The sequence below is a fragment of the Pseudomonas sp. Lb2C2 genome (assembly GCF_052112205.1).
Classification (GTDB): Bacteria; Pseudomonadota; Gammaproteobacteria; order Pseudomonadales; family Pseudomonadaceae; genus Aquipseudomonas; species Aquipseudomonas kilonensis.
Genome location: NZ_JAUTYW010000013.1, coordinates 94,603 through 114,296, shown reverse-complemented (window position 1 = coordinate 114,296; position 19,694 = coordinate 94,603). Strand labels below are relative to the sequence as shown.

Below are 19,694 nucleotides of genomic sequence, written 5' to 3'. Positions count from 1 at the left end.
CTACGACAACTACGTCGAGCACATGCAAACCAAGCACCCGGACAAGCCGATGATGGACTACGAGGCGTTCTTTCGTGAACGCCAGGAGGCCCGTTACGGCGGCAAGGGTGGGCCCAAGTGCTGTTGAGTTGAGCTAAACCCCTTGTGGGAGCGGGCTTGCTCGCGACGAGGGTGTGTCAGTTGACGATGATGTTGACTGACACTCCGCTATCGCGAGCAAGCTCGCTCCCACAGTTGTTTTTTGGGTGGTCTCAGGATTTGCTTACGCCACAGATCCCTTGTGGGAGCGAGCTTGCTCGCGATAGCGGAGTGTCAGTTAATGATAATGTCGACTGATCCACCACCTTCGCGAGCAGGCTCGCTCCCACAAAACCGCTTCCCTTTCAGGCATCAAGGAGATTCAGTTTGTCCTCTCCCATCCCGGTCACCATCCTCAGCGGCTTTCTCGGCGCCGGCAAGACCACGCTGTTGCGCCATCTGCTCAAGGCCGAGCACGGCCTGAAAATCGCCGTGATCGAGAACGAATTCAGCGATGCCGGCATCGACACCCAACTGCTGGGCGACGAGCCGGTGCAGGTCATGACCCTGGCCAACGGTTGCGTGTGCTGCACCATTCACACCGACCTGACCAAGGCCCTGTACCTGTTGCTCGAGCGGCTGGACAGCGGCGAGATCGCCTTCGACCGCCTGGTGATCGAATGCACCGGCCTGGCCGATCCGGCCCCGGTGGCGCAGACTTTTTTCATCGACGAGGACCTGCGCGAGCGCTATATCCTCGACGGCATTCTTACGCTGGTGGATGCCGCTCACGCCGAGATCCACCTGACCCAGGCCATCGCCCAGGCCCAGGTCGGGTTTGCCGACCGCCTGCTCTTGAGCAAGACCGACCTGGTGGACGCGGCCCAGGTCCAGGCCCTTGGCGAGCGCCTGACGCGCATCAACCGGCGGGCGCCGATCAGGGTGGTCGAACATGGCAAGATCGATCTGGCCGAGCTGCTCGATATTCGTGGCTTCAATCTCAATGCGGACTTGGGCGCAGGGTTCAGCCTGCGACCGGTCGGCAAGGCCACCCCGGGTGATCGCATCAGCAGTTTGGTTCTGCGTACCGACAAGGCGCTGGATATCGACAAGCTCAGCGAGTTCATGAATCAGTTGCTGGAAGAACACGGCAAGCAATTGCTGCGCTACAAGGGCGTGCTGAACATCGCCGGCGAACCCCGTCGGCTGGTGTTCCAGGGCGTGCTCAAGTTGTACGGTTTCGATTGGGACACCGAATGGGCCCCCGGCGAAGCCCGGGAAAGCGTGATCGTGTTCATCGCCGATGAGCTGCCCGAAGAGAAGATCCGCGCCGGCTTCGAAGCCGCCCTACTTTGACGACGCTTTGCCTGCGGCTATCAACAATGTGCGGCTAAAGAGCTTCTCGTGGCGAGGGAGCTTGCTCCCGCTGGGGGGCGTAGCCGCCCTCGCTTTTTTGGCGATTGCTGCGCAACCGAGCGGGAGCAAGCTCCCTCGCCACAACAGCTACGTGATCGTCAGCTTTTGAGCAAGGTGGTCCAGGTGCTCGTCCATCAGCCGCACCGCTTCGTTGACGTTGCGGCCTTCCACGGCGTCGACGATTGCCAGGTGTTCCTGCCAGGCGCAGTGCCGGCGGGACTTGATCTCGTGTCGCGCCAGGGCCAACGAGGTCAACGGCACCAGGCTGCCGAGAAATTGCATCAACGGCGCGTTGCCGGCCATGGCCGCCAGTTGCAGGTGAAACTCGCCGGACAGGCGTATCGCCGGGCCACGCTCACCACGATCCAGGCACTGGCGTTCGTGCTCCACCAGATCGCGCAGCTGTTGCAAGTCCTTGGGGTGCGGCGCCTTGCAGGCCAGGCGCACCAGGGTCTGCTCGGCCAGCCGGCGAGCGTGGAGGATCTGCCGGGTCTGCTCCAGGTCTGGCGCGGCGACTTGTGGCCGGTGGTTGGGCCGCAGGATCACCACTTGCTGATGGGACAGGCGCGCCAGGACGCGGCGAATGATGCTGCGGCTGACGCCGAACACATCCCCCAGGCTTTCCTCGGTGAAGCGGCTGGCCGGGGCAATGCGTTGTTCGAGGATGGCGTCGAAGATCCGCGGATAGATATCGTCCACCGACGGCTTGCCGACCCGGCCGGGTAGGGGCAGTGTGGCCAGCACGTTGTGGTTGTGCTGGGGTTGATGGGGCATGAGGTTGTTCATGGCGGTCTCCGCAGGCAAGGGCTTCAGGTGCCGAGGTTGTCGTCCGGAATATTCAATTCGATGCCCATGCGCTGGCCTTCCCGGAGAATGTGCCGGCGCATCTCGGCGCTGGCCTGGGCGCTGTTCTTGCCCCGGATGGCACGGACCACGGCTTCGTTCTCTTCCAGGCGTTCGGCCAGGTGCTCGGGGGAGTTGCGCAACACATCGGCGCTTTGCTTGAGGGCGTTACTGGTCTGCTGGACCACGTTCTGGAAGATCGGGTTGGACGTCAGGGCAAACAATTCTTCATGGAAGGCGATATAGGCGTTGGCGCAGGCATCGCTGTCGTTGGCTTCCAGGGCTTCGCGCATGTCCATGAGGGTCAGGCGCAACTGGCCGACCTCCTTGCTGCTGATGGACTGGGCCACAAGGCCAACGATGAACGGCTCCAGGGTGTAGCGCAGTTGCAGCAGGTCTTCCAGGCTCGCGCCGGCCATGGCGCTGCCTTCACCGGCAGCATCGTTGAGATGGGCCTCCAGCACCACGACGCCTTTGCCGGGCATCGAGCGCACCAGTCCCAGGGTCTCCAGGACAATCACCGCTTCACGCAGGCTGGGTCGGCTGATGCCCAGTTGCTCGGCCAGCTCGCGCTGGCCGGGCAGCATGTCACCCGAGCGCCATTGGCCCCGGGCGAGGGCGGCGCGGAGTTTCTCCACCACGGAATTGACGACGGTCGATGAACTGATCACATGTGACTCCTTGAAAATCGATCAGGCGATGCCGGTTCGCGGGCCGGCATCGCCGTCTTTCAGAATTGCTGGTGATGGGCACTGCCCACCGGTTTCCTGGGTTGGAAGGTATAGCCTTGTTGGCCGGACAGCACCTTGCGCGCCCGAGGGATGTCGATGTCTTTTTCCCAGCGGGCAATCGCCACGGTGGCCACGCAGTTGCCAATCAGGTTGGTCAGGGCGCGACCGATGCCCATGAACCAGTCCACGGCCAGCACCAGCACCAGGCCGACCACCGGTATTGCCGGGATCGCGGTCAGCGTCGCTGCCAGGATCACCAGCGCCGAGCCGGGAATCCCATGGGCGCCCTTGGAGGTGATCAGCGAGACCAGCAGAATGGTCAACAGGTCGCTCATGGCCAGCGGTGTGCCGGTCGCGTTGGCGATGAAGACAATGGCCAGGGTCAGGTAGATCGAAAAACCATCCAGGTTGAACGAGTAGCCGGTGGGAATGACCAGGCCCACGGTGGAGCTGCCGATTCCCAGGTGTTCGAGCTTGCGCATGATCTGTGGCAGCACGGCGTCGGACGACGCGGTGCCGAGTACGATCAACAGCTCTTCGCGCAGGTATTTGAGGAATGGCAGCATCGGCAGGCCCGACACGCGCATCACCACGCCCAGGATCACCGCGACAAACGCGATGCAGGTCAGGTAGAACAGGCCGACGAGGCTGCCCAGGTGCTGGAGCGACTCCAGGCCATATTTGCTGGTGGTGAAGGCAATGGCTCCGAAGACGCCGATCGGGGCCAGGCGCACGATCATGCCCATGATGCGGAAGATCACGTGGCTGAGTTCGTTGATCAGGCGCGAAATGCCGGAAGCGGCGTCACCGACGAGATTCAACGCACTGCCGAACAGCACGGCAAACAGCAGCACCTGGAGGATGTTGTTTTCCGCGAACGCGCCGATCACCGACGTTGGGATCAGGTTCATCAGGAACTGGGTGGTGGTGACCATGTGCTGGCCGCGCTGGGCGATATCGTTCACGTCCGCGCTGGAGAGCTGCTCCAGGTGGATGTTCGCGCCGCTGCCAATGCCTGTGCTGAACGCAAGGACCAGGCCGATGACCAGGGCGATGGTGGTGAGTATTTCGAAGTAGATGACCGACTTGAGGCCGATGCGCCCGACCTTCTTGAGATCGCCGGCACCGGAGATACCACTGACCACCACGCAGAACACGATCAGGCCGATGAGCATCTTGATCAGCTTGATAAAGCCGTCGCCGAGGGGTTTGAGCTGTGCAGAATATTCGGGAAGGGTAAGCCCGCAGACGATGCCGAGCACCAGTCCGAGGACAACTTGAAGGAAGATCGACCGCGAGCACCATTTGAGCATGGGAGGGATTCCTGGTTCGGTGTCCTTGTTCGCCAGGGAGGCTGGCGTCGGGACTTCATTATTGTGGTCTTACCGGTTTGTCCAGTGCAGGCGCAGTCTAGGCGCTGTTTTCGCGGGTATGCAAGCCGGATTGTGACGATTTGGCTTTACCGGTCTTACCAGTTGGGGCGAAAGCCCTGTGCTTGAGCGTTTTCTCAAAAGAAAAAATGACGGGTGGTCAATAGCCGGCCCGGCATGGAACCCTGTGGCGAGGGGATTTATCCCCGTTGGGCCGCGCAGCGGCCCCCTGTGTCCCATCGGACACACCGCAGTGATAAATACAATTGGGGCCGCTGCGCGACCCAGCGGGGATAAATCCCCTCGCCACAAGGGCTGTGCTTCGTCCCTTCGACTGACTTTACATGCCAACAGGGGGACCTTCAGAGCACGCTCAGAATGAACATGGCTTTTAACTGTTCTTCTGTCTCGGCAAGATAAAGATAAGGCGAGCCGCGTACCCGTAATCCCCCGACATGTTTCTTATTGCCTGTCATGAGCGAGATAGGGACATGGCGGGTCTTGATGTTCTTGCGTGTGATGATGTTGTGCTGATGATCGAGTAGTCTGAAAAGAGTCGGGTTGCGAGTGTTTGGATCACTTGCCCCAAACACTTCAAGCCAGCTTTTACTGAGCAGTTTGTTGTCGTGCTCGCCGGTGTTTTTTATGGTCAGGAGATAGCCACCCGCCGTATGCCGGAAATGCAGCCGCAATGGCTCGCTGCGCGCGCCCTGGTCTTCGGCGCGCATGCCAAGCAGGTGTGAGTGATCCTGGGTTTGGGGTTTGCCGGTAAAGAATCCACCGCTGAATGCACTGATGGTCGCCATCGCGGGTTTGCCATGCAGCCTTTCCAGTAGATTTACGCGAGTATTTAACATACTGAGTGTTGCATTAAAGGATTGTTCACTGTCCATGTGAATAAGCGTCCTGTTTTGAGTAATTAAGTTCGGGGGCAGGAAGATCGTATGGCTTTATTAATTACGTGTGGAGTTTTCTGTATTGCAGAAAATTAAGTGTCGAATGGTGTTAGTTGTTTTGCCCTGTTTTCCAGGGCAATAAAAAAGGCCCGCATCTTTCGATGCGGGCCTTCTTGGCTACGCTCTGGCGGGCTAATTAAGCGCCGTAGACCGGCAGCTTCTTGCAGATCGCCTTGACCTTCTCACGCACGGCGTCGATGACCGCTTCGTTGTTCAGGTCCGCCAGGATGTCGCAGATCCAGCCAGCCAGTTCCTTGCACTCGGCTTCCTTGAAACCGCGAGTGGTCACGGCTGGGGTACCGAAACGCAGGCCCGAGGTGACGAACGGAGAGCGTGGGTCGTTTGGCACCGAGTTCTTGTTGACGGTGATGAACGCCTTGCCCAGCGCCGCGTCGGCGTCTTTGCCGGAGATCTCTTGCTTGATCAGCGACAACAGGAACAGGTGGTTTTCAGTACCGCCGGACACCACGTCGAAGCCGCGTTCGATGAACACGCCGGCCATGGCCTTGGCATTCTTCACCACTTGTTGCTGGTAAGCCTTGAACTCAGGTTGCAGGGCTTCCTTGAAGCAGATCGCCTTGGCTGCGATCACGTGCTCCAGCGGGCCACCTTGGGCGCCCGGGAAGACGGCGGAGTTCAGCTTCTTCTCGATGTCGGCATTGGCGCGCGCCAGGATCAGGCCGCCACGTGGACCGCGCAGGGTCTTGTGGGTGGTGGTGGTGACCACGTCGGCGAATGGCACCGGGTTCGGGTAGACGCCAGCGGCGACCAGACCGGCCACGTGGGCCATGTCGACGAACAGGTAGGCACCGACCTTGTCGGCGATCTCGCGGAAACGCGGGAAGTCGAGGATCTGGGAGTAGGCGGAGAAACCGGCCACGATCATTTTCGGCTTGTGCTCGAGGGCCAGGCGCTCGACTTCGTCGTAGTCGATCAGGCCGTTGCCGTCGATGCCGTACTGGACGGCGTTGTACAGCTTGCCGGAGGAGGAAACGCTGGCGCCGTGGGTCAGGTGACCGCCGTGGGCCAGGCTCATGCCCAGGATGGTGTCACCGGCCGACAGCAGCGCCAGGTACACGGCGGAGTTGGCTTGGGAGCCTGCGTGCGGCTGGACGTTGGCATAGTCGGCACCGAACAGTTGCTTGGCGCGGTCGATGGCCAGTTGCTCGACCACGTCGACGTACTCGCAACCACCGTAGTAACGCTTGCCCGGGTAGCCTTCGGCGTACTTGTTGGTCAGTACCGAGCCTTGAGCTTCCATCACCGCGGGGCTGGTGTAGTTTTCCGAAGCGATCAGCTCAATGTGCTCTTCCTGGCGCTGAGCTTCTTGCTCCATGGCGGCAAAGAGATCGGCGTCGTACTTGGCAATAGTCAAATCACGGCTGAACATGGCGGTCCTCAAGGATCGGGGGCAGAAAAGGGGGGCATTCTACCTCAACCGGTTTTGGAAGGCATATGAAAGGGCGTCATGTCGCGGACGAATGGGTCTCACGCAAGAGAGGCGTTGCCTGTACTGGCCTCATCGCGGGCAAGCCTTGCTCCCACAGAAGCCCTCGTTCCCTTGTGGGAGCAAGGCTTTCCCACAGAAGCCCTCGTTCCCCTGTGGGAGCAAGGCTTGCCCGCGAGAGGCCGGCCCAGATAGTACAAGGCTTCAGTCGAGCATGAACAACGCATCATTGCTGAACTGCGCTTCAAACCGGGTGGCCGGCATCGGTCGGCCGAACAGGTAGCCCTGGACTTCGTCGCAACCGTGTTCGCGCAAGAAGTCCAGTTGCTCGTGGGTCTCGACACCCTCGGCGATCACCGCCAGGTTGAGGCTGTGGGCCATGGCGATGATCGCCCGGGCGATCTGCGCATCCTGCTCGCCGGACGGCAGGCCGTCGACGAAGGTGCGGTCGATCTTCAGCACGTCGATGGGGAATTGCTTGAGGTAGTTGAGCGACGAATAACCGGTGCCGAAGTCATCGACGGCGATGCTCAGGCCCAGGTTTTTCAGCCCGGCCAGGATCTGCATCGCCTCGCTGACTTCGCGCATCAGGATACTTTCCGTCAGTTCCAGCTCCAGGCAGGCTGGAGGCAGGCCGGTGCTGCGCAGGATGTTGGCGATGCGCGTGCCCAACTGGCCATCGGAGAACTGCCGGGCGGAAATGTTGACCGAGACCTTCGGCACCCGGACCTTGGCCTGGTGCCACGTCCTGAGCTGCCGACAGGCTTCGGTGATGACCCAGTCGCCCACGTCCACCACTAAACCGAGTTCTTCAAGTACCGGAATGAAGTCCCCCGGCGGCACCAACCCGCGTCGCGGATGGCGCCAGCGCAGCAGGGCCTCGGCGCCGGTCAAACGTTTGCCATCGCCGCTGAACTGCGGCTGGTAATACAGCACGAACTCGTTCTGCTCCAGGGCGTGGCGCAGGTCGCTTTCCAGCTCCAGGCGCTCCAGGGCGCTGGCGTTCATGTCGGCCTGGTAGAACTGGAAGTTGTTCTTGCCGCGCTCCTTGGCGTGATACATGGCCGTGTCGGCGTTCTTCATCAATTGGCTCAGTTCGTTGCCGTCCTGGGGACTCAGGGCGATACCGATACTGGCGGTGACGAAGAACTCCCGGCCTTCGAGCACGAATGGCCGGACCAGGCTGGCGAGGATCTGCTCGGCCACGGTAATGGCCCGGTTCAACGCCATCTCGCGGCTGGCGCGTGGTTGCAGCAGCAGGGTGAATTCGTCGCCGCCCATGCGCGCCACGGTGTCGTCGTCGGCGACGCAGCCGAGCAGGCGCGTGGCCATCTCCTTGAGCATCCGGTCGCCGGCGGCATGGCCCAGGGAGTCGTTGATCGGCTTGAAACGGTCCAGGTCGAGGAACATCAGCACGACCCAGGTCTTCTGTCTATCGGCCGATTGCAGCGCGGTGTGCAGGCGATCCTGGAACAGCGTGCGGTTGGGCAGGTGAGTCAAGGCGTCGTAATAGGCCAGGCGATGAATGCGCTGCTCGCTGGCCTTGCGTTCGCTGATATCGCTGAAGAAGCACACATAGCTGGCCAGGTCGCCTTCGTCATCCAGCACGGCGGTGATGCCGACCCAGGCCGGGTAGTGCTCGCCATTGCGACGCTTGAGCCAGACTTCGCCTTCCCAGGTGCTGTGCTGTTGCAACTGCTTGAGCACGTAGCGCAGGTGCGCCTCCTGCTGCTCATCCACGGTCAGCATGTTGGGCAACTGGTCCAGCACTTGCGCCACGGCATAACCGCTGACGCGACTGAAGGCTTCGTTGGCCTGGACAATGTAGCCAGCCGGGTCGGTGATCAGGATCGCCGAGGTCGAATGCTCGAAGACCGTGGCGGCCATGCGCAGGTCTTTTTCGGCGCGACGCTGCTGGCTGATGTCGCGGCCGACGCCGAGCACGCCTTCGAACGCGCCGTGTTCATCCCACACCAGCACCAGCCGCAGCTCGATGGGAATCTTGCGCCCGTCGGCACGCAGGCAGTCGAACAGGAACAGCTGGGTCTGCATCTGGTTGCGCAGCTCGGCCAGTTGGTCGGGCTTGTCGAGGGCCTTGCTGACCCGGTCCATCAGGCTGTAGATGCCGGTCAGTTGTTGCGGATTGGCGATGATCGATTGCCAGCCGTTCTGGAAAATCCAGTCGGCGGTGTAGCCCAGTACCGCTTGCACCGACGGGCTGACATAGTTGAGCGAAAGCTTGTTGTCGGTGGAGAAAATCACGTCGCTGATGCTTTCGGCGAGCATCCGGTAGCGCTGTTCGCTGTCACGCAGCGATTCGCTGGCCTCGATCTGCTCGGTAACGTCCTTGGCCACGCCGATGATTCGTGTCACCTGGTTATGCCTGTCTCGGGCCAGGGCCTGTTCGCGAATGTCGAAGCAGCGCCATTTGCCATTGCGATGGCGAAAGCGCAATTGGCATTGCAACAGTTGCGTGTACCCGCCCCGGCGTTGTTCCTGGCGCAGGTTGTGGTAGTGGTCGGCGTCGTCGCTGTGCAACAGGATTTCCCAGAAGTACTCGCCCATCTGGTGCAGTTCGGTGCGGTCGTAGCCCAGGGTCTGGCCCAGGTGATGGTTGCTGAAGATCATCCGCTGGCTGATGACGTCCTGCACATAGAGATGATCCGGCACGGTGCGCACCACGTCGGACCAGAAACCTTCGCGTTCGAGCAGCGAAAGCTCGATCAGCTTGCGGCTGGTGATGTCGCTGATGCTCAGGATGACCGCATTATAGTCATGCTGTTTTTCCGGCAGGCGCAGCACCAGCCACAGGTGCTGGTCGCGGCCATGGGCGTCCTGGAGCTTGATTTCCAGTTCCAGTTGCTTGTGTTGGTCGAGCAGCGCTTCGAGCAGCTTCGAGCCAACGGGGTTGTTGTCCTGCGCGCCCTTGCCGACCAGCAGTTGCCAGGCCTGATCGCAAGAGTCGACGTTGAGCAGTTTCAACGCCATCTGGTTGACTTCGGTGACGTGAACTTCCTGGCGCAATTGCTCGAGTTGATGAGCAGTTTTCGTCCAGGCGCGCAATTGATCGCCGTTGTGCAGGCCGGCCCGCTCAAAAAAGGCTTTGAGCCCCGACAGGTCGAGCACGCACAGGGCCACGCCGGTGCCTTCGAAAATGTCCTGGTAGCGCCGTCGTCCTTCATGCAACTGTCGCTGGCGCCGACGCATGTTCAAGAGTGCGATCACTGGCAATAACGAAAACGCGAGGCCCAGCAGGCATTTGCCGATGAACGCCGGCAGCAGTTGCTCGATCACCTGGCGACGGTCGAACAGCCCCCGCAGTTGCCAGTCGCTGCTGCTCAGGGGCACTGTCAGTACGGTGTTTTTCAGGTCATCCGGGGATAGATGGGTAGGGCTGCTCGAGGGCAGGCTTTCGTCGCGGCTGATGATCTGCTGGTTGAGACGGTTCTCCACCAGCCACAATGGGCGCAGCCCCGTATCGGCCTGCTTGGTCAGGGTGGAGAAAAAGTTCGGGGTCAGGCGCAGGGCCCAGTAGCCACGGCTGCTACCGCTGGCCTGGTGCAACAATAGATGCACCACGGAGCCGTCTTCGGCATTGCTGAAATAATGCGCCTGGGCCCGACTGCGTCGCACCAGTTCACCCAGGTAATCGGCGTCGTGGCTGTCGGCGTCGCTGTCACTGAGCACTCGACCGGAGGGGCTCAGCAGGGCCAGGCTGCGCAGTTCAGGCAGCGATTGCTGGAGTTTGCGAACCAGTGCCTGCTGTTCGTCGGTCGTTTGTGGTTGTTCGACAATCGGTAGCAGGTTGAGGGCGATTTGCGCGTTCAGGGCCATGTTCAGGCTGACCTGTGCGGCAAGATCGGCGGTGTAGTCGATGGTGTATTGGCGCTGTTGCTGTTGGGTTTCGCGCAGTTGATCGAGCAGTTGCCAGAACAGCAAGCCGAGCAACAGCAGCACCAGCGTGGCCAGGCCGCCCTTCAATGTCCCGCGCAGGGGCGAGCCGGGCACGACAGCGGGTGCGCGAGGGGACAGGGGCGGAGTGACGTTGGACAAGCTGTAATCCTGCGGTTTGCTGGACTGGCGCGACGTGCACTATAAGCCGGACGCCCGAAGGGCGGCTAGCATGCCTTGACTTGTGGCAAAGTGCCAGCCCTTGGCGGCTGGACCTTGACCGACGGTTGAGGTAGCTTTGCCGGTCAAACAAGAGCGTTCCAGCTCCAGATTCCCAGGCTCTATCCGCCCGCAGGCATTGATGACCGTCAAGAGCCGGCGCCGCGCATGGCCTGGCTCGTTCTTTTCACCTGTCACTGACGCTAGGTTCACCATGGCTCAATACGTCTTCACCATGCATCGGCTGAGCAAAGTTGTTCCGCCGAAGCGGGAAATCCTGAAAAATATTTCACTGTCCTTCTTCCCTGGCGCCAAGATCGGCGTACTGGGTCTCAACGGTTCGGGTAAATCCACGCTGCTGAAAATCATGGCCGGCGTCGATAACGAATTCGACGGCGAAGCGCGCCCGATGCCGGACCTGAACATCGGCTACCTGCCCCAGGAACCTCAGCTGGACCCGAGCAAGACCGTCCGTGAAGTGGTCGAGGAAGCGGTCAGCGTGATCAAGGACGCCCAGGCGCGCCTCGACGAGGTCTATGCCGCCTACGCCGATCCGGATGCCGACTTCGACAAGCTGGCCGCCGAACAGGCCAAGCTCGAAGCGATCCTGCAGGCCAGCGACGGCCACAACCTGGACCGCCAGCTGGAAGTCGCCGCCGATGCGCTGCGCCTGCCGGCCTGGGACGCGAAGGTCGAACACCTGTCCGGTGGTGAGAAGCGCCGCGTGGCCCTGTGCCGCCTGCTGCTGTCGGCCCCGGACATGCTGCTGCTCGACGAACCGACCAACCACCTGGACGCCGATTCCGTCGCCTGGCTCGAACACTTCCTGCACGACTTCCCAGGCACCGTGGTTGCGATCACGCACGACCGTTACTTCCTGGACAACGTCGCCGGCTGGATCCTGGAACTCGACCGCGGCGCAGGCATTCCGTACGAGGGCAACTATTCGGGCTGGCTGGAAGCCAAGTCCGATCGTCTGGCCCAGGAATCCAAGCAGCAGTCGGCCCATGAAAAAGCCATGAAGGAAGAACTGGAGTGGGTGCGCAAAGGCGCCAAGGCCCGCCAGTCCAAATCCAAGGCACGTCTGCAACGCTTCGAGGAAATGCAATCCCAGGAATTCCAGAAGCGCAGCGAAACCAACGAGATCTACATCCCGGCCGGTCCGCGCCTGGGTGACAAGGTCATCGAGTTCAAGAACGTCTCCAAGGGTTATGGCGACCGCGTGCTGATCGACAACCTGTCGTTCTCCATGCCAAAAGGCGCCATCGTCGGTGTGATCGGCGGTAACGGCGCGGGTAAGTCCACGCTGTTCCGCATGCTGATGGGCAAGGAAACCCCGGATTCGGGCAGCATCGAAATCGGTGAGACCGTGCAACTGGCCTGCGTCGACCAGAGCCGCGAAGACCTGGACGGCAGCAAGACCGTGTTCCAGCAGATCTCCGACGGTTCCGACCAGATCCGCATCGGCAACTATGAAATCCCGTCGCGCACTTATGTGGGTCGCTTCAACTTCAAGGGCGGCGACCAGCAGAAGTTCGTCAAGGACTTGTCCGGTGGTGAGCGCGGTCGCTTGCACCTGGCGTTGACCTTGAAGGAGGGCGGCAACGTCCTGCTGCTCGACGAACCGTCCAACGACCTCGACGTCGAAACCCTGCGTTCCCTGGAAGAAGCCTTGCTGGACTTCCCGGGCGCCGCCATTGTGATCTCCCACGATCGGTGGTTCCTCGACCGCGTGGCGACCCACATCCTGGCGTACGAAGACGACTCGCAAGCGGTGTTCTTCGAAGGCAACTACACCGAGTATGAAGCCGATCGCAAGAAACGCCTCGGCGAAGCCGCTGCCCAGCCGCATCGCGTACGGCACAAGAAATTGGCCTGATACGGTCGGTTGCATAAAAAACGGAGCCTTCGAAGGCTCCGTTTTTTTATGGAAGCAAATCCATTGTGGGAGCGAGCTTGCTCGCGATAGCGGTGTGACAGTCAGTGCAAATGTTGACTGACACTCCGTCATCGCGAGCAAGCTCGCTCCCACAGTTTGTAAGGCTTAATTGATAGGGCTACCCGAGCACCGCGAAATCGAGCGAGAGAACGTTGGGGATCGTCGGGTCGATCTCATACAGCAACGCGTAGCCTGCGCCCGTAATTCCCGTCAGCAGACTGACGTCGGGCACCCGGTCGCTATCCAGATAAGGCCCTTCGAAAAACTGCCGGGAGACTTCGTCAAGCGCCTCTCTGACTCTGCCCATGCCTTCAGGGTTATCCGAATGCCGATACAAGTCATACAGACAGATCAGATTGCCGAAATCACCATGACAAAGGTTATAGCCCTCGCCAAACCCATGGGCCCAGAGATTGCTCTCGCATCGTCGTATATCGTCGTGCACTGTCTGCCGGGTCGCTTCGTCCAGGGCATCTCCCATCGATTCCATGAGCTGTCGCCTGGCGATGAGGATACCTCCATCACCGTGGCACCACTTGGACGTATGGTCCGCCGGCCCGAGGTTGCGCAGGTCCAGCCAGAAACCATCCCGACTCAAGCGGTTTTCACCCTCCAGCACCTGGATGGCCAGGGGCACCAGAGCCGAATCGCCGGTCACGTCATAGGCTTTGCACAATGCATGGATGACGCCCGAGAGGCCATGGGACAGGCCCGTCAAAATGACGGAGCGATCGCTGCGTCGTAGCAGTTGGCCGTCTTCAATCAGGATTTGATCCTTGATGTACTCGACCATGCGTCGGATGGCCGGCAGCACATCCTTTTGCGCAGACAACGCATGGATATTGGCCAGCAGCGTCACCGTTCCACAACAACCTCCCAGGAAGTCGAACTCATAATTTTCAGGAGGCACTTCAATCAGCTGGGCCAACAGGCCGGCAATTCTTTCATCATGGCTGGCGTCGCCAGTGATCTGGCGACGATTGACGAGCAAATAGATGAAAGCCCCGAGCCCGTGATAGGCGCTGACCGTCAAATCGGTTTTGAAGAAGCCGAAGCGTTGTTCCAGTGAGTACAGGACTTGATCCATGCGCGACAGAAAGACGGGTTGACCACTCACTTTAAACAGGCTCAGGTAAAACAACCCAATCCCGGCGATACCGGAGTAAAGCCCGTGATCCATGGGTGACGGGTATTTTCTGCGTGTCGTGGGATGCGTATGAAAATACAACCAGCTTACGTCCGTTGTTGTTCCCGCTACCGCGAGCTCCTCAAGGCGGGAACTGATGCTCGATATGGCGTCGAGTCGGTCCGCCTGGAGCGTCTTTTTAAGGTCCCCAGGCACCTGCCCGACACGGGGTGGCGGATGTCCAATTGGCTCTGGAAACAAACAGATTTCGAGCAGTGTGCGTTGTAAAGCCCAGTCCCTTCGGGACAGGTTGGCTATCTTTTGAAGACAGCTTTTTATCGGTGGCTCCACGGCTGCCATCTCTATTGTTTCACCCTGTGCGCTCATAAAATGGTTGGCGCTCAGAGGCATGGTGAAACACGGAATGCTGGACCTCTGCAGGTCGGCTATTTCATAGCGAGGAATGCCCATCTTCCGATAGGGTTCTTTCAGGTCTTTCCACAGGGTTGCGAGCAGAAGTTCTCTGTCGAGCATGTTTTGTGTAAAGCGTGGATGACGGATCAGCCCGATAAAATCGGCATAGCGCTGAGAATTTTTGAGCAATACGCGGGTGGTCAGTTCACCGGCGGATTGTTCCAGCATCCGCATGATCTTGTATCGATGAACCATCAATTCCTTATAGGCATATTCAAAGCCTTGGAACAGTTCGGTTTTATAGGCTTCCAGTCCCTTGCGCTCACCCTGCAAAAGCGGCAGGTGTTTTTGTATCAGCTGATGTTCGAATGAGATTTTACGCAAATGATAAAAGCCATTCTCGAAAACCAGCGAATGGCGGGTGGCGATGAATAGCTCTTGCCGACTCAGCCCGCTCTGGTCGTTATTGGGGTGTTGTGAAAAGGGTAGAAAGCCGCTGGAGCATACTGACTGCTGGACCGATTTAAAGCTGTTGGACAATGCACAGCCAGCGGGCAGGTCGCTCAGCAGGTCGCTGGTGGAAGCGGTGAATAAACACTCAAGGTCGATCATGACCGGACTGTTGCCGCACGCAATAATATTCTCGTAGTGAAAGTCGATGCCGTTCAATGCATGAATGACCGCTATCTGCGCGCCCATTTTCTTATAGAACAGTTCAACGTCCGCTGCGTTGTCGCAGGGCTCGTTGTCGATTTTTTCCACCCAGCTACGCCGCTCGCGGCTGAGAATCCTGGGGGCGCGGATGGAGAAACAATCCGCTTTTGTCCATTCATGCAGTTGGCCGAGAAGGCGGTTGAAAAAAAGCGCCTCTCGGCTTGCCCTCGGTTTGTAGACCAATGAAATCGCGCAGATTTTAACCTGACAGACCGTTTCACCACGGCCGTGGGGGTCCCCCAGGCCGAGCTCAATAGCGTCGATTTGTCGAGACGGAACAGAAAATTCAGCTTCCAGCGACTCGATATCGGCAGCGAAGTCGAGAATGACCGCATAAAGATAATTGAGGGTGTCTTCCAGCAGATCAAACAACAATGTCGCCAGCACCGGGTAGGCTTCGAAAAACTCCAGCAGCGGCAATGTGCGCAGCTGTTCGTTGAACGTGCTCAAGTCAATGTCATCGCCGTGGGCGATTTTCGTGTTCAAATAATGGACCAGGCTTTGTTCTGACGTGCGGCCAACCCGGGCCAGGACATAGGGTTCCAGGCTTGTAAAAAAAGCGGGTTCGTTAATGTATGTTGACGCATGGGAATAGCGCCCATCCGTTTGGAAAATCTCGATGGCATAAAGAAAAAAACGATAGCCAAACCAATAAAAATTGTCTTTGTCGCTCGAGCTTGTGTTCGTTTCCATATTAATGCTGTCAAGTCGAGCAAGCTTTTTCTTCAGGGCGTTCAGGACGGTATCACCGTCGATAGGCAGGGGCTCGTTGTCGAGGGGTGAATTGATATGGGAAACCAGTTGTTCCCTGTCCACTCCAAAGTGATCCAGCAAGGCCTGATCATCAGTATGTAGACGGCTCAGGTTGTTTTCAAAAAGGGCGATGCAACCTTCGGAAGAGAATCCGTACTTCCCTCGCTGATCCAACTTTAAAGCATTGACAAGCATGCCTTGGCTCCTGACATGGATAGAGCAGGCGGTGCCTGCTCTATGTTAACGTTTGTTGCAAGTTTCGATGGTCAGTCAGGCGCTATTAACACCCGATTGTCGAACAGCCAATGTTGGTGCAGGTTCCGAAGGTGTTGCATTCCATCGTCGTTGCCAGGATCTCGCCGGTGTTGGCGGGCGCTTGATAGGCGTTGAATTCGAAGTCGAAGTCACCGGACATGTTCAGGATTTTTTCGCTCATAGGTAGTTCCTCATCAGGTTATACAATCTAATACAGTGACCAGCGGTCAATCGGGTGCCGGAAAGCACCCGAGCTGTAGGATGTAATGAAGTTGTTTAGGGGGATTAGGGTGTGTCAGATGCCTGCGCTGCAGGTTTATTACAGGGTTTAACCAAAAATCGCGGTGCACTCTATGGTGCCGCATTTGATAATGGTCAACGCCGCTGATTCGATACCGAGGTTGTTCACCTGTTGGTAGGACTTTAGGTCGCTGTCGAAGTCACCAGGCATTGCCAGTATTCGTTCGCTCATTATGTCTTTCCCTTTTTTGTTGTGCACGGGTTGAAGTGCGGGAAAACAGTAGCACGCTGTTGGTTTAACACAAATTTGTCGTTATAACTTTATGTTGCGGTTACATGTTGCTACAGGTGTGCAAGTCAGTGTTCTCTAGTTGCAGTTCGACGGAGCTGATGCGCGTTCTTGTCACCGCACCGACAAAAGTCTGTCGACCAGGATCACTCAAGGCCGATAGCAATGACTTCAATGATGAGATTCCCGGCTGGCCGCTCCCAAGTCACCTCATCCCCTGGCTTGGCCCCCAGCAACGCCCGTCCCAGCGGCGAGCCCCAGTTGATCAGCCCTTTGGCCACATCGGCCTGGTCTTCACCCACCAATTGCACCCGCTGCTCATGATCATGCTCATCGACAAAGGTCACCCAATGTCCGATTCGCACTTGATCGGATGAAGTCGGCGCAACGACCTGGGCGCTTTGCAGGCGCTGCGTGAAATAGCGCAGATCCCGTTCAAGGTCGGCGATCCGCTGTTTGTCCGCCAGCTCCCCTCGGCTCGCCTGCTGGCCGTGCAGCGCCTGCAACTCGGCGACCCGGGCCTGTAGCTGGGCCAGTCCAGTGGGTGTGACGTAGTTGGGTTGCGCACTGACCTGGCGTTCGACCGGCTGGTCGGCCTGGGCAGCGGCGTTATCTTCGTTGACGAAGGCGCGGCTCATGGCATTTGCTCCTCTCCATTGGAGTTTGGGCCATGGTCGCAGGGTTTTGGTTTCGACGGATGTCTGTATGCGACTTACGGCGAGCGATAAGCCCGGGCGGCGTCCTGGTCTTTCTGTTGCTGCCAGGCCCGTTCACGTTCGTCCCAATGGCGTTCGCGATAGGCATTACGCTCTTCGCTCTCGCGCATGGCCTGGCACTGGCGGAAACCATCGCTCCAGCCTTCGGCATAGCGCGGATCCTTGAGGTAACGCGGCACGTCTTTCCTGAATTGGCCGGTGATCACCCCGGCCGCTTGCCGGCCACTGCTGCAACCGTCGTCGTAGCCGTCGGCGAACGCTGGTGGATAACCCCGGGCGATCAGGTCTTCGTGGGTGGTTTCACAGCCACCGAGCAACATCAACACACTCAGGACCACTGCCGCACGCTTCATTTCTGCTTTCCTGCCGAATCCCGCTCATACAAGAAGTCTAGGAGTGGATTCGTCAGTAAGGCGTGAAAGCGCGGTGATTAATCCGTTCGTTGCGCCTGCCTTTGTCAGTAGTGGTACCACTTCACCTCGAGCATCACCTCGTTCTCCGGCGAGGCCAATTGGCTGAACTCCCGCTGTGCACTCAGGCGCAGGCCCAGGTTACGGGACAATTCCCATTGCTGATTGAGGCTCAGGCTGCGACGCACTTCGCCGTTGACGAAATAATCACCCTTGGCTTCCAGGCTCAGGTTGCCCAGCGGGTTTTTCCACAGCACACCGCTGTTGAAACCGGCAGCCGGGGCGATGAATTGGGCGAAGTCGTTGTTGTGCTCGACCCGCACCGTGCCCAGGGCGAACCCCAGCACCTCTTCGCCCAGCGCCCAGGTGCCACCGGCGCCGCCGTTGACGTGGCTGACCAGGGTTTCGTCGTCGTGTTTGCCTGGCACCCGCTCCAGGCCGCCAGTGACCTGCCAGGACAGCGGTTGCAGCAGCTCGTTGCGTGGGGTCAGGGAGCGAATGGTCGCCAGGTCCAGTTGTTGCACCTGCCAGTCATTGCCTTCGTACTGGCGCAGTTTCAATTGCAGGATTTCGATCTGTGCGCCCAAGGGGAAGCTCTCGGCGTTGTCGTTGAGATCGTGATAAGCCATGCGCAAGCCATACTCGCCGAACGCCCGGTCGCCCCGCGTGCCGAGGCCGGCTTGCCAGGTGCGCGATTGGTGACCGTCTTCGGGCAGGCCCGGTTGTGGGATATCGAGTTCCGGTGCGGGGTTCTGGTTGATCGCCCGCAACAGTTCGAAACTGCGCTGGGCGCGTTGCGGATCGCGCTCCTGGCCGTTGGCGCGATAGCGCTCCAGGCGATAGGCCGCATCGATGATCAGCGCCTGGCGTTCGCGCGGCAGCGCCTTGAAGCCGGGGGCTTGCAGTTGCTGCTGGTCGGCGCTGACTTTCAGTACCCATTGCTGTTCATCATCGCTGAGCGGTTCGGCGCGGCTGAGCAGTTCCCGTTCACGGGACGGTCGATACTGGATGCTTTCCACCAGGCCAGCTTCTTTTACTGCCTTGACGGTGTCGGTGGGAATCGCGGTCAGCGGGAATTGTTCAGTCAGGCGCAGGCTGGGGCGAGCCACTTGCAGCAATTCGAGCAGGCGATAGGAGCAGTTTTCGTCGAAGAAAAAATAGTCGAACTGAATCTGCTTGAGTTCCCAGACGTGCTCGATCATGCGCTCGGTTTCCGCCTGGCTCAGGTTCAGGCGATATTCCCACAGGTCGCGGTTCTCCAGGCTACGGTACTCGGAGAGTTTTTCCTGATACGGCACCAGGGCGAACAGGCCGGGATAGCCGCCCATCAGGCCCTTCCAGGCATAGAGAATGCTGTTGTCCGAGCCTTCGATGTAGGCGCCGAAATTGATCGCATAGCTGAGCAGGGCGGTCTTGTCGCTTTGCACATCGGCCTGGTCGATGCGCAGCAGGGTGTGGCCGAACATCGAGGAGGGACTGTTCAGGTACGCAGCGGGGAAGATCATCACCGCGCTGTGGGGCGAGACGTCCTTGAACCATTGGTTGAAGTCGCTGCAGTCAACGGCCGGCAGATCCGTCAGGTTGAGCTGGGCCTTGAGCCAGCGCGTTCGCGCCGGGTACACGCACTGGGCATGCTGCTGGCCGGCGCTGGCCGGGCCGTACAGGGCTTTTAGCGTGGCGCTCAGTTCACGCTCGGGATGTTCGTTGCCATCGGGCGCAAGGAAGAATTTTTTGTCGCTGATATAGCTGCGCCAACCGCCGAGCTTGGCGGTTTCGTAGTGGCCCAGGGAAATCCAGAAGCGGTCATTGGCCAGTTGCTGCAAACGGTGAGGATCGACATGAGGCGCGGCGGACAGCGGGGCGCACACACAGAGCGCCAGCCAGGCAAGGCGTTTGAGCATAGTCGGCTACTTGGAAAGGCGAAAAATAAAGACCGAAGGGGCCCCA

At 59.4% G+C, this 19,694-nt stretch carries 15 protein-coding genes; 3 read left to right on the top strand and 12 right to left on the bottom strand.

The features are described 5' to 3' along the window. On the top strand, positions 1-127 hold a 127-nt coding region (locus Q7F16_RS29655; RefSeq protein ID WP_152667597.1), incomplete at its 5' end, for a YbdD/YjiX family protein. A 278-nt stretch (positions 128-405) separates the two neighbouring features. Further along, positions 406-1,374 (top strand): GTPase, encoded by a 969-nt coding sequence (gene yjiA, locus Q7F16_RS29650; RefSeq protein WP_046065068.1) that lies wholly within the window; start codon positions 406-408, stop codon positions 1,372-1,374. Positions 1,375-1,521: 147 nt separating this feature from the next. Here yjiA and Q7F16_RS29645 read toward each other — a convergent pair whose 3' ends face one another. The 6 genes from Q7F16_RS29645 to Q7F16_RS29620 all read right to left on the bottom strand — a co-directional run bounded on the left by Q7F16_RS29645 (position 1,522) and on the right by Q7F16_RS29620 (position 10,834). Beyond that, a complete protein-coding gene (locus Q7F16_RS29645; RefSeq protein ID WP_409557043.1) occupies positions 1,522-2,220 on the bottom strand; it encodes a GntR family transcriptional regulator in 699 nt (232 codons plus the stop codon). A gap of 23 nt (positions 2,221-2,243) precedes the next feature. Continuing rightward, complete coding sequence (locus Q7F16_RS29640) at positions 2,244-2,948, bottom strand: FadR/GntR family transcriptional regulator (RefSeq protein WP_014340296.1); 705 nt, start codon at positions 2,946-2,948, stop codon at positions 2,244-2,246. Positions 2,949-3,007: 59 nt separating this feature from the next. Further along, positions 3,008-4,321, bottom strand: coding sequence for a C4-dicarboxylate transporter DctA (locus Q7F16_RS29635; RefSeq protein ID WP_046065064.1), 1,314 nt, complete (start codon positions 4,319-4,321; stop codon positions 3,008-3,010). A 419-nt stretch (positions 4,322-4,740) separates the two neighbouring features. Next, positions 4,741-5,271: a hypothetical protein gene (locus tag Q7F16_RS29630; protein ID WP_409557044.1), complete on the bottom strand. Its 531-nt coding sequence runs from the start codon at positions 5,269-5,271 to the stop codon at positions 4,741-4,743. 199 nt (positions 5,272-5,470) lie between these two features. Beyond that, positions 5,471-6,724, bottom strand: a complete 1,254-nt coding sequence (glyA, locus tag Q7F16_RS29625) for a serine hydroxymethyltransferase (protein WP_018601030.1) — start codon at positions 6,722-6,724, stop codon at positions 5,471-5,473. Between the two features lie 261 nt (positions 6,725-6,985). Continuing rightward, on the bottom strand, positions 6,986-10,834 hold the full coding sequence (locus Q7F16_RS29620; protein ID WP_409557045.1) for a sensor domain-containing protein: 3,849 nt from the start codon (positions 10,832-10,834) through the stop codon (positions 6,986-6,988). A gap of 271 nt (positions 10,835-11,105) precedes the next feature. Between Q7F16_RS29620 and ettA the strand changes: the two genes are divergently transcribed. Continuing rightward, positions 11,106-12,770 carry an energy-dependent translational throttle protein EttA gene (ettA, locus tag Q7F16_RS29615; protein ID WP_013694244.1) on the top strand — a complete coding sequence of 555 codons (1,665 nt, stop codon included), beginning with the start codon at positions 11,106-11,108 and terminating at the stop codon, positions 12,768-12,770. A gap of 178 nt (positions 12,771-12,948) precedes the next feature. On the opposite strand, the gene lanM is transcribed toward ettA, so the two are convergent. The 6 genes from lanM to Q7F16_RS29585 form a co-directional block, all read right to left on the bottom strand. Continuing rightward, positions 12,949-16,032, bottom strand: a complete 3,084-nt coding sequence (gene lanM / locus Q7F16_RS29610; protein WP_409557046.1) for a type 2 lanthipeptide synthetase LanM — start codon at positions 16,030-16,032, stop codon at positions 12,949-12,951. A gap of 85 nt (positions 16,033-16,117) precedes the next feature. Continuing rightward, positions 16,118-16,273, bottom strand: coding sequence for a hypothetical protein (locus Q7F16_RS29605; protein ID WP_018601025.1), 156 nt, complete (start codon positions 16,271-16,273; stop codon positions 16,118-16,120). A gap of 147 nt (positions 16,274-16,420) precedes the next feature. Further along, positions 16,421-16,564, bottom strand: a complete 144-nt coding sequence (locus Q7F16_RS29600; protein ID WP_200899374.1) for a hypothetical protein — start codon at positions 16,562-16,564, stop codon at positions 16,421-16,423. A 203-nt stretch (positions 16,565-16,767) separates the two neighbouring features. Next, positions 16,768-17,259 (bottom strand): GreA/GreB family elongation factor, encoded by a 492-nt coding sequence (locus Q7F16_RS29595; RefSeq protein ID WP_409557047.1) that lies wholly within the window; start codon positions 17,257-17,259, stop codon positions 16,768-16,770. Between the two features lie 74 nt (positions 17,260-17,333). Further along, positions 17,334-17,690: a hypothetical protein gene (locus Q7F16_RS29590; RefSeq protein WP_014340290.1), complete on the bottom strand. Its 357-nt coding sequence runs from the start codon at positions 17,688-17,690 to the stop codon at positions 17,334-17,336. 104 nt (positions 17,691-17,794) lie between these two features. After that, the gene (locus Q7F16_RS29585; protein ID WP_409557048.1) at positions 17,795-19,648 is read right to left on the bottom strand and encodes an Lnb N-terminal periplasmic domain-containing protein; all 1,854 of its coding nucleotides are present in this window, start codon (positions 19,646-19,648) and stop codon (positions 17,795-17,797) included. Positions 19,649-19,694 lie beyond the last annotated feature (46 nt).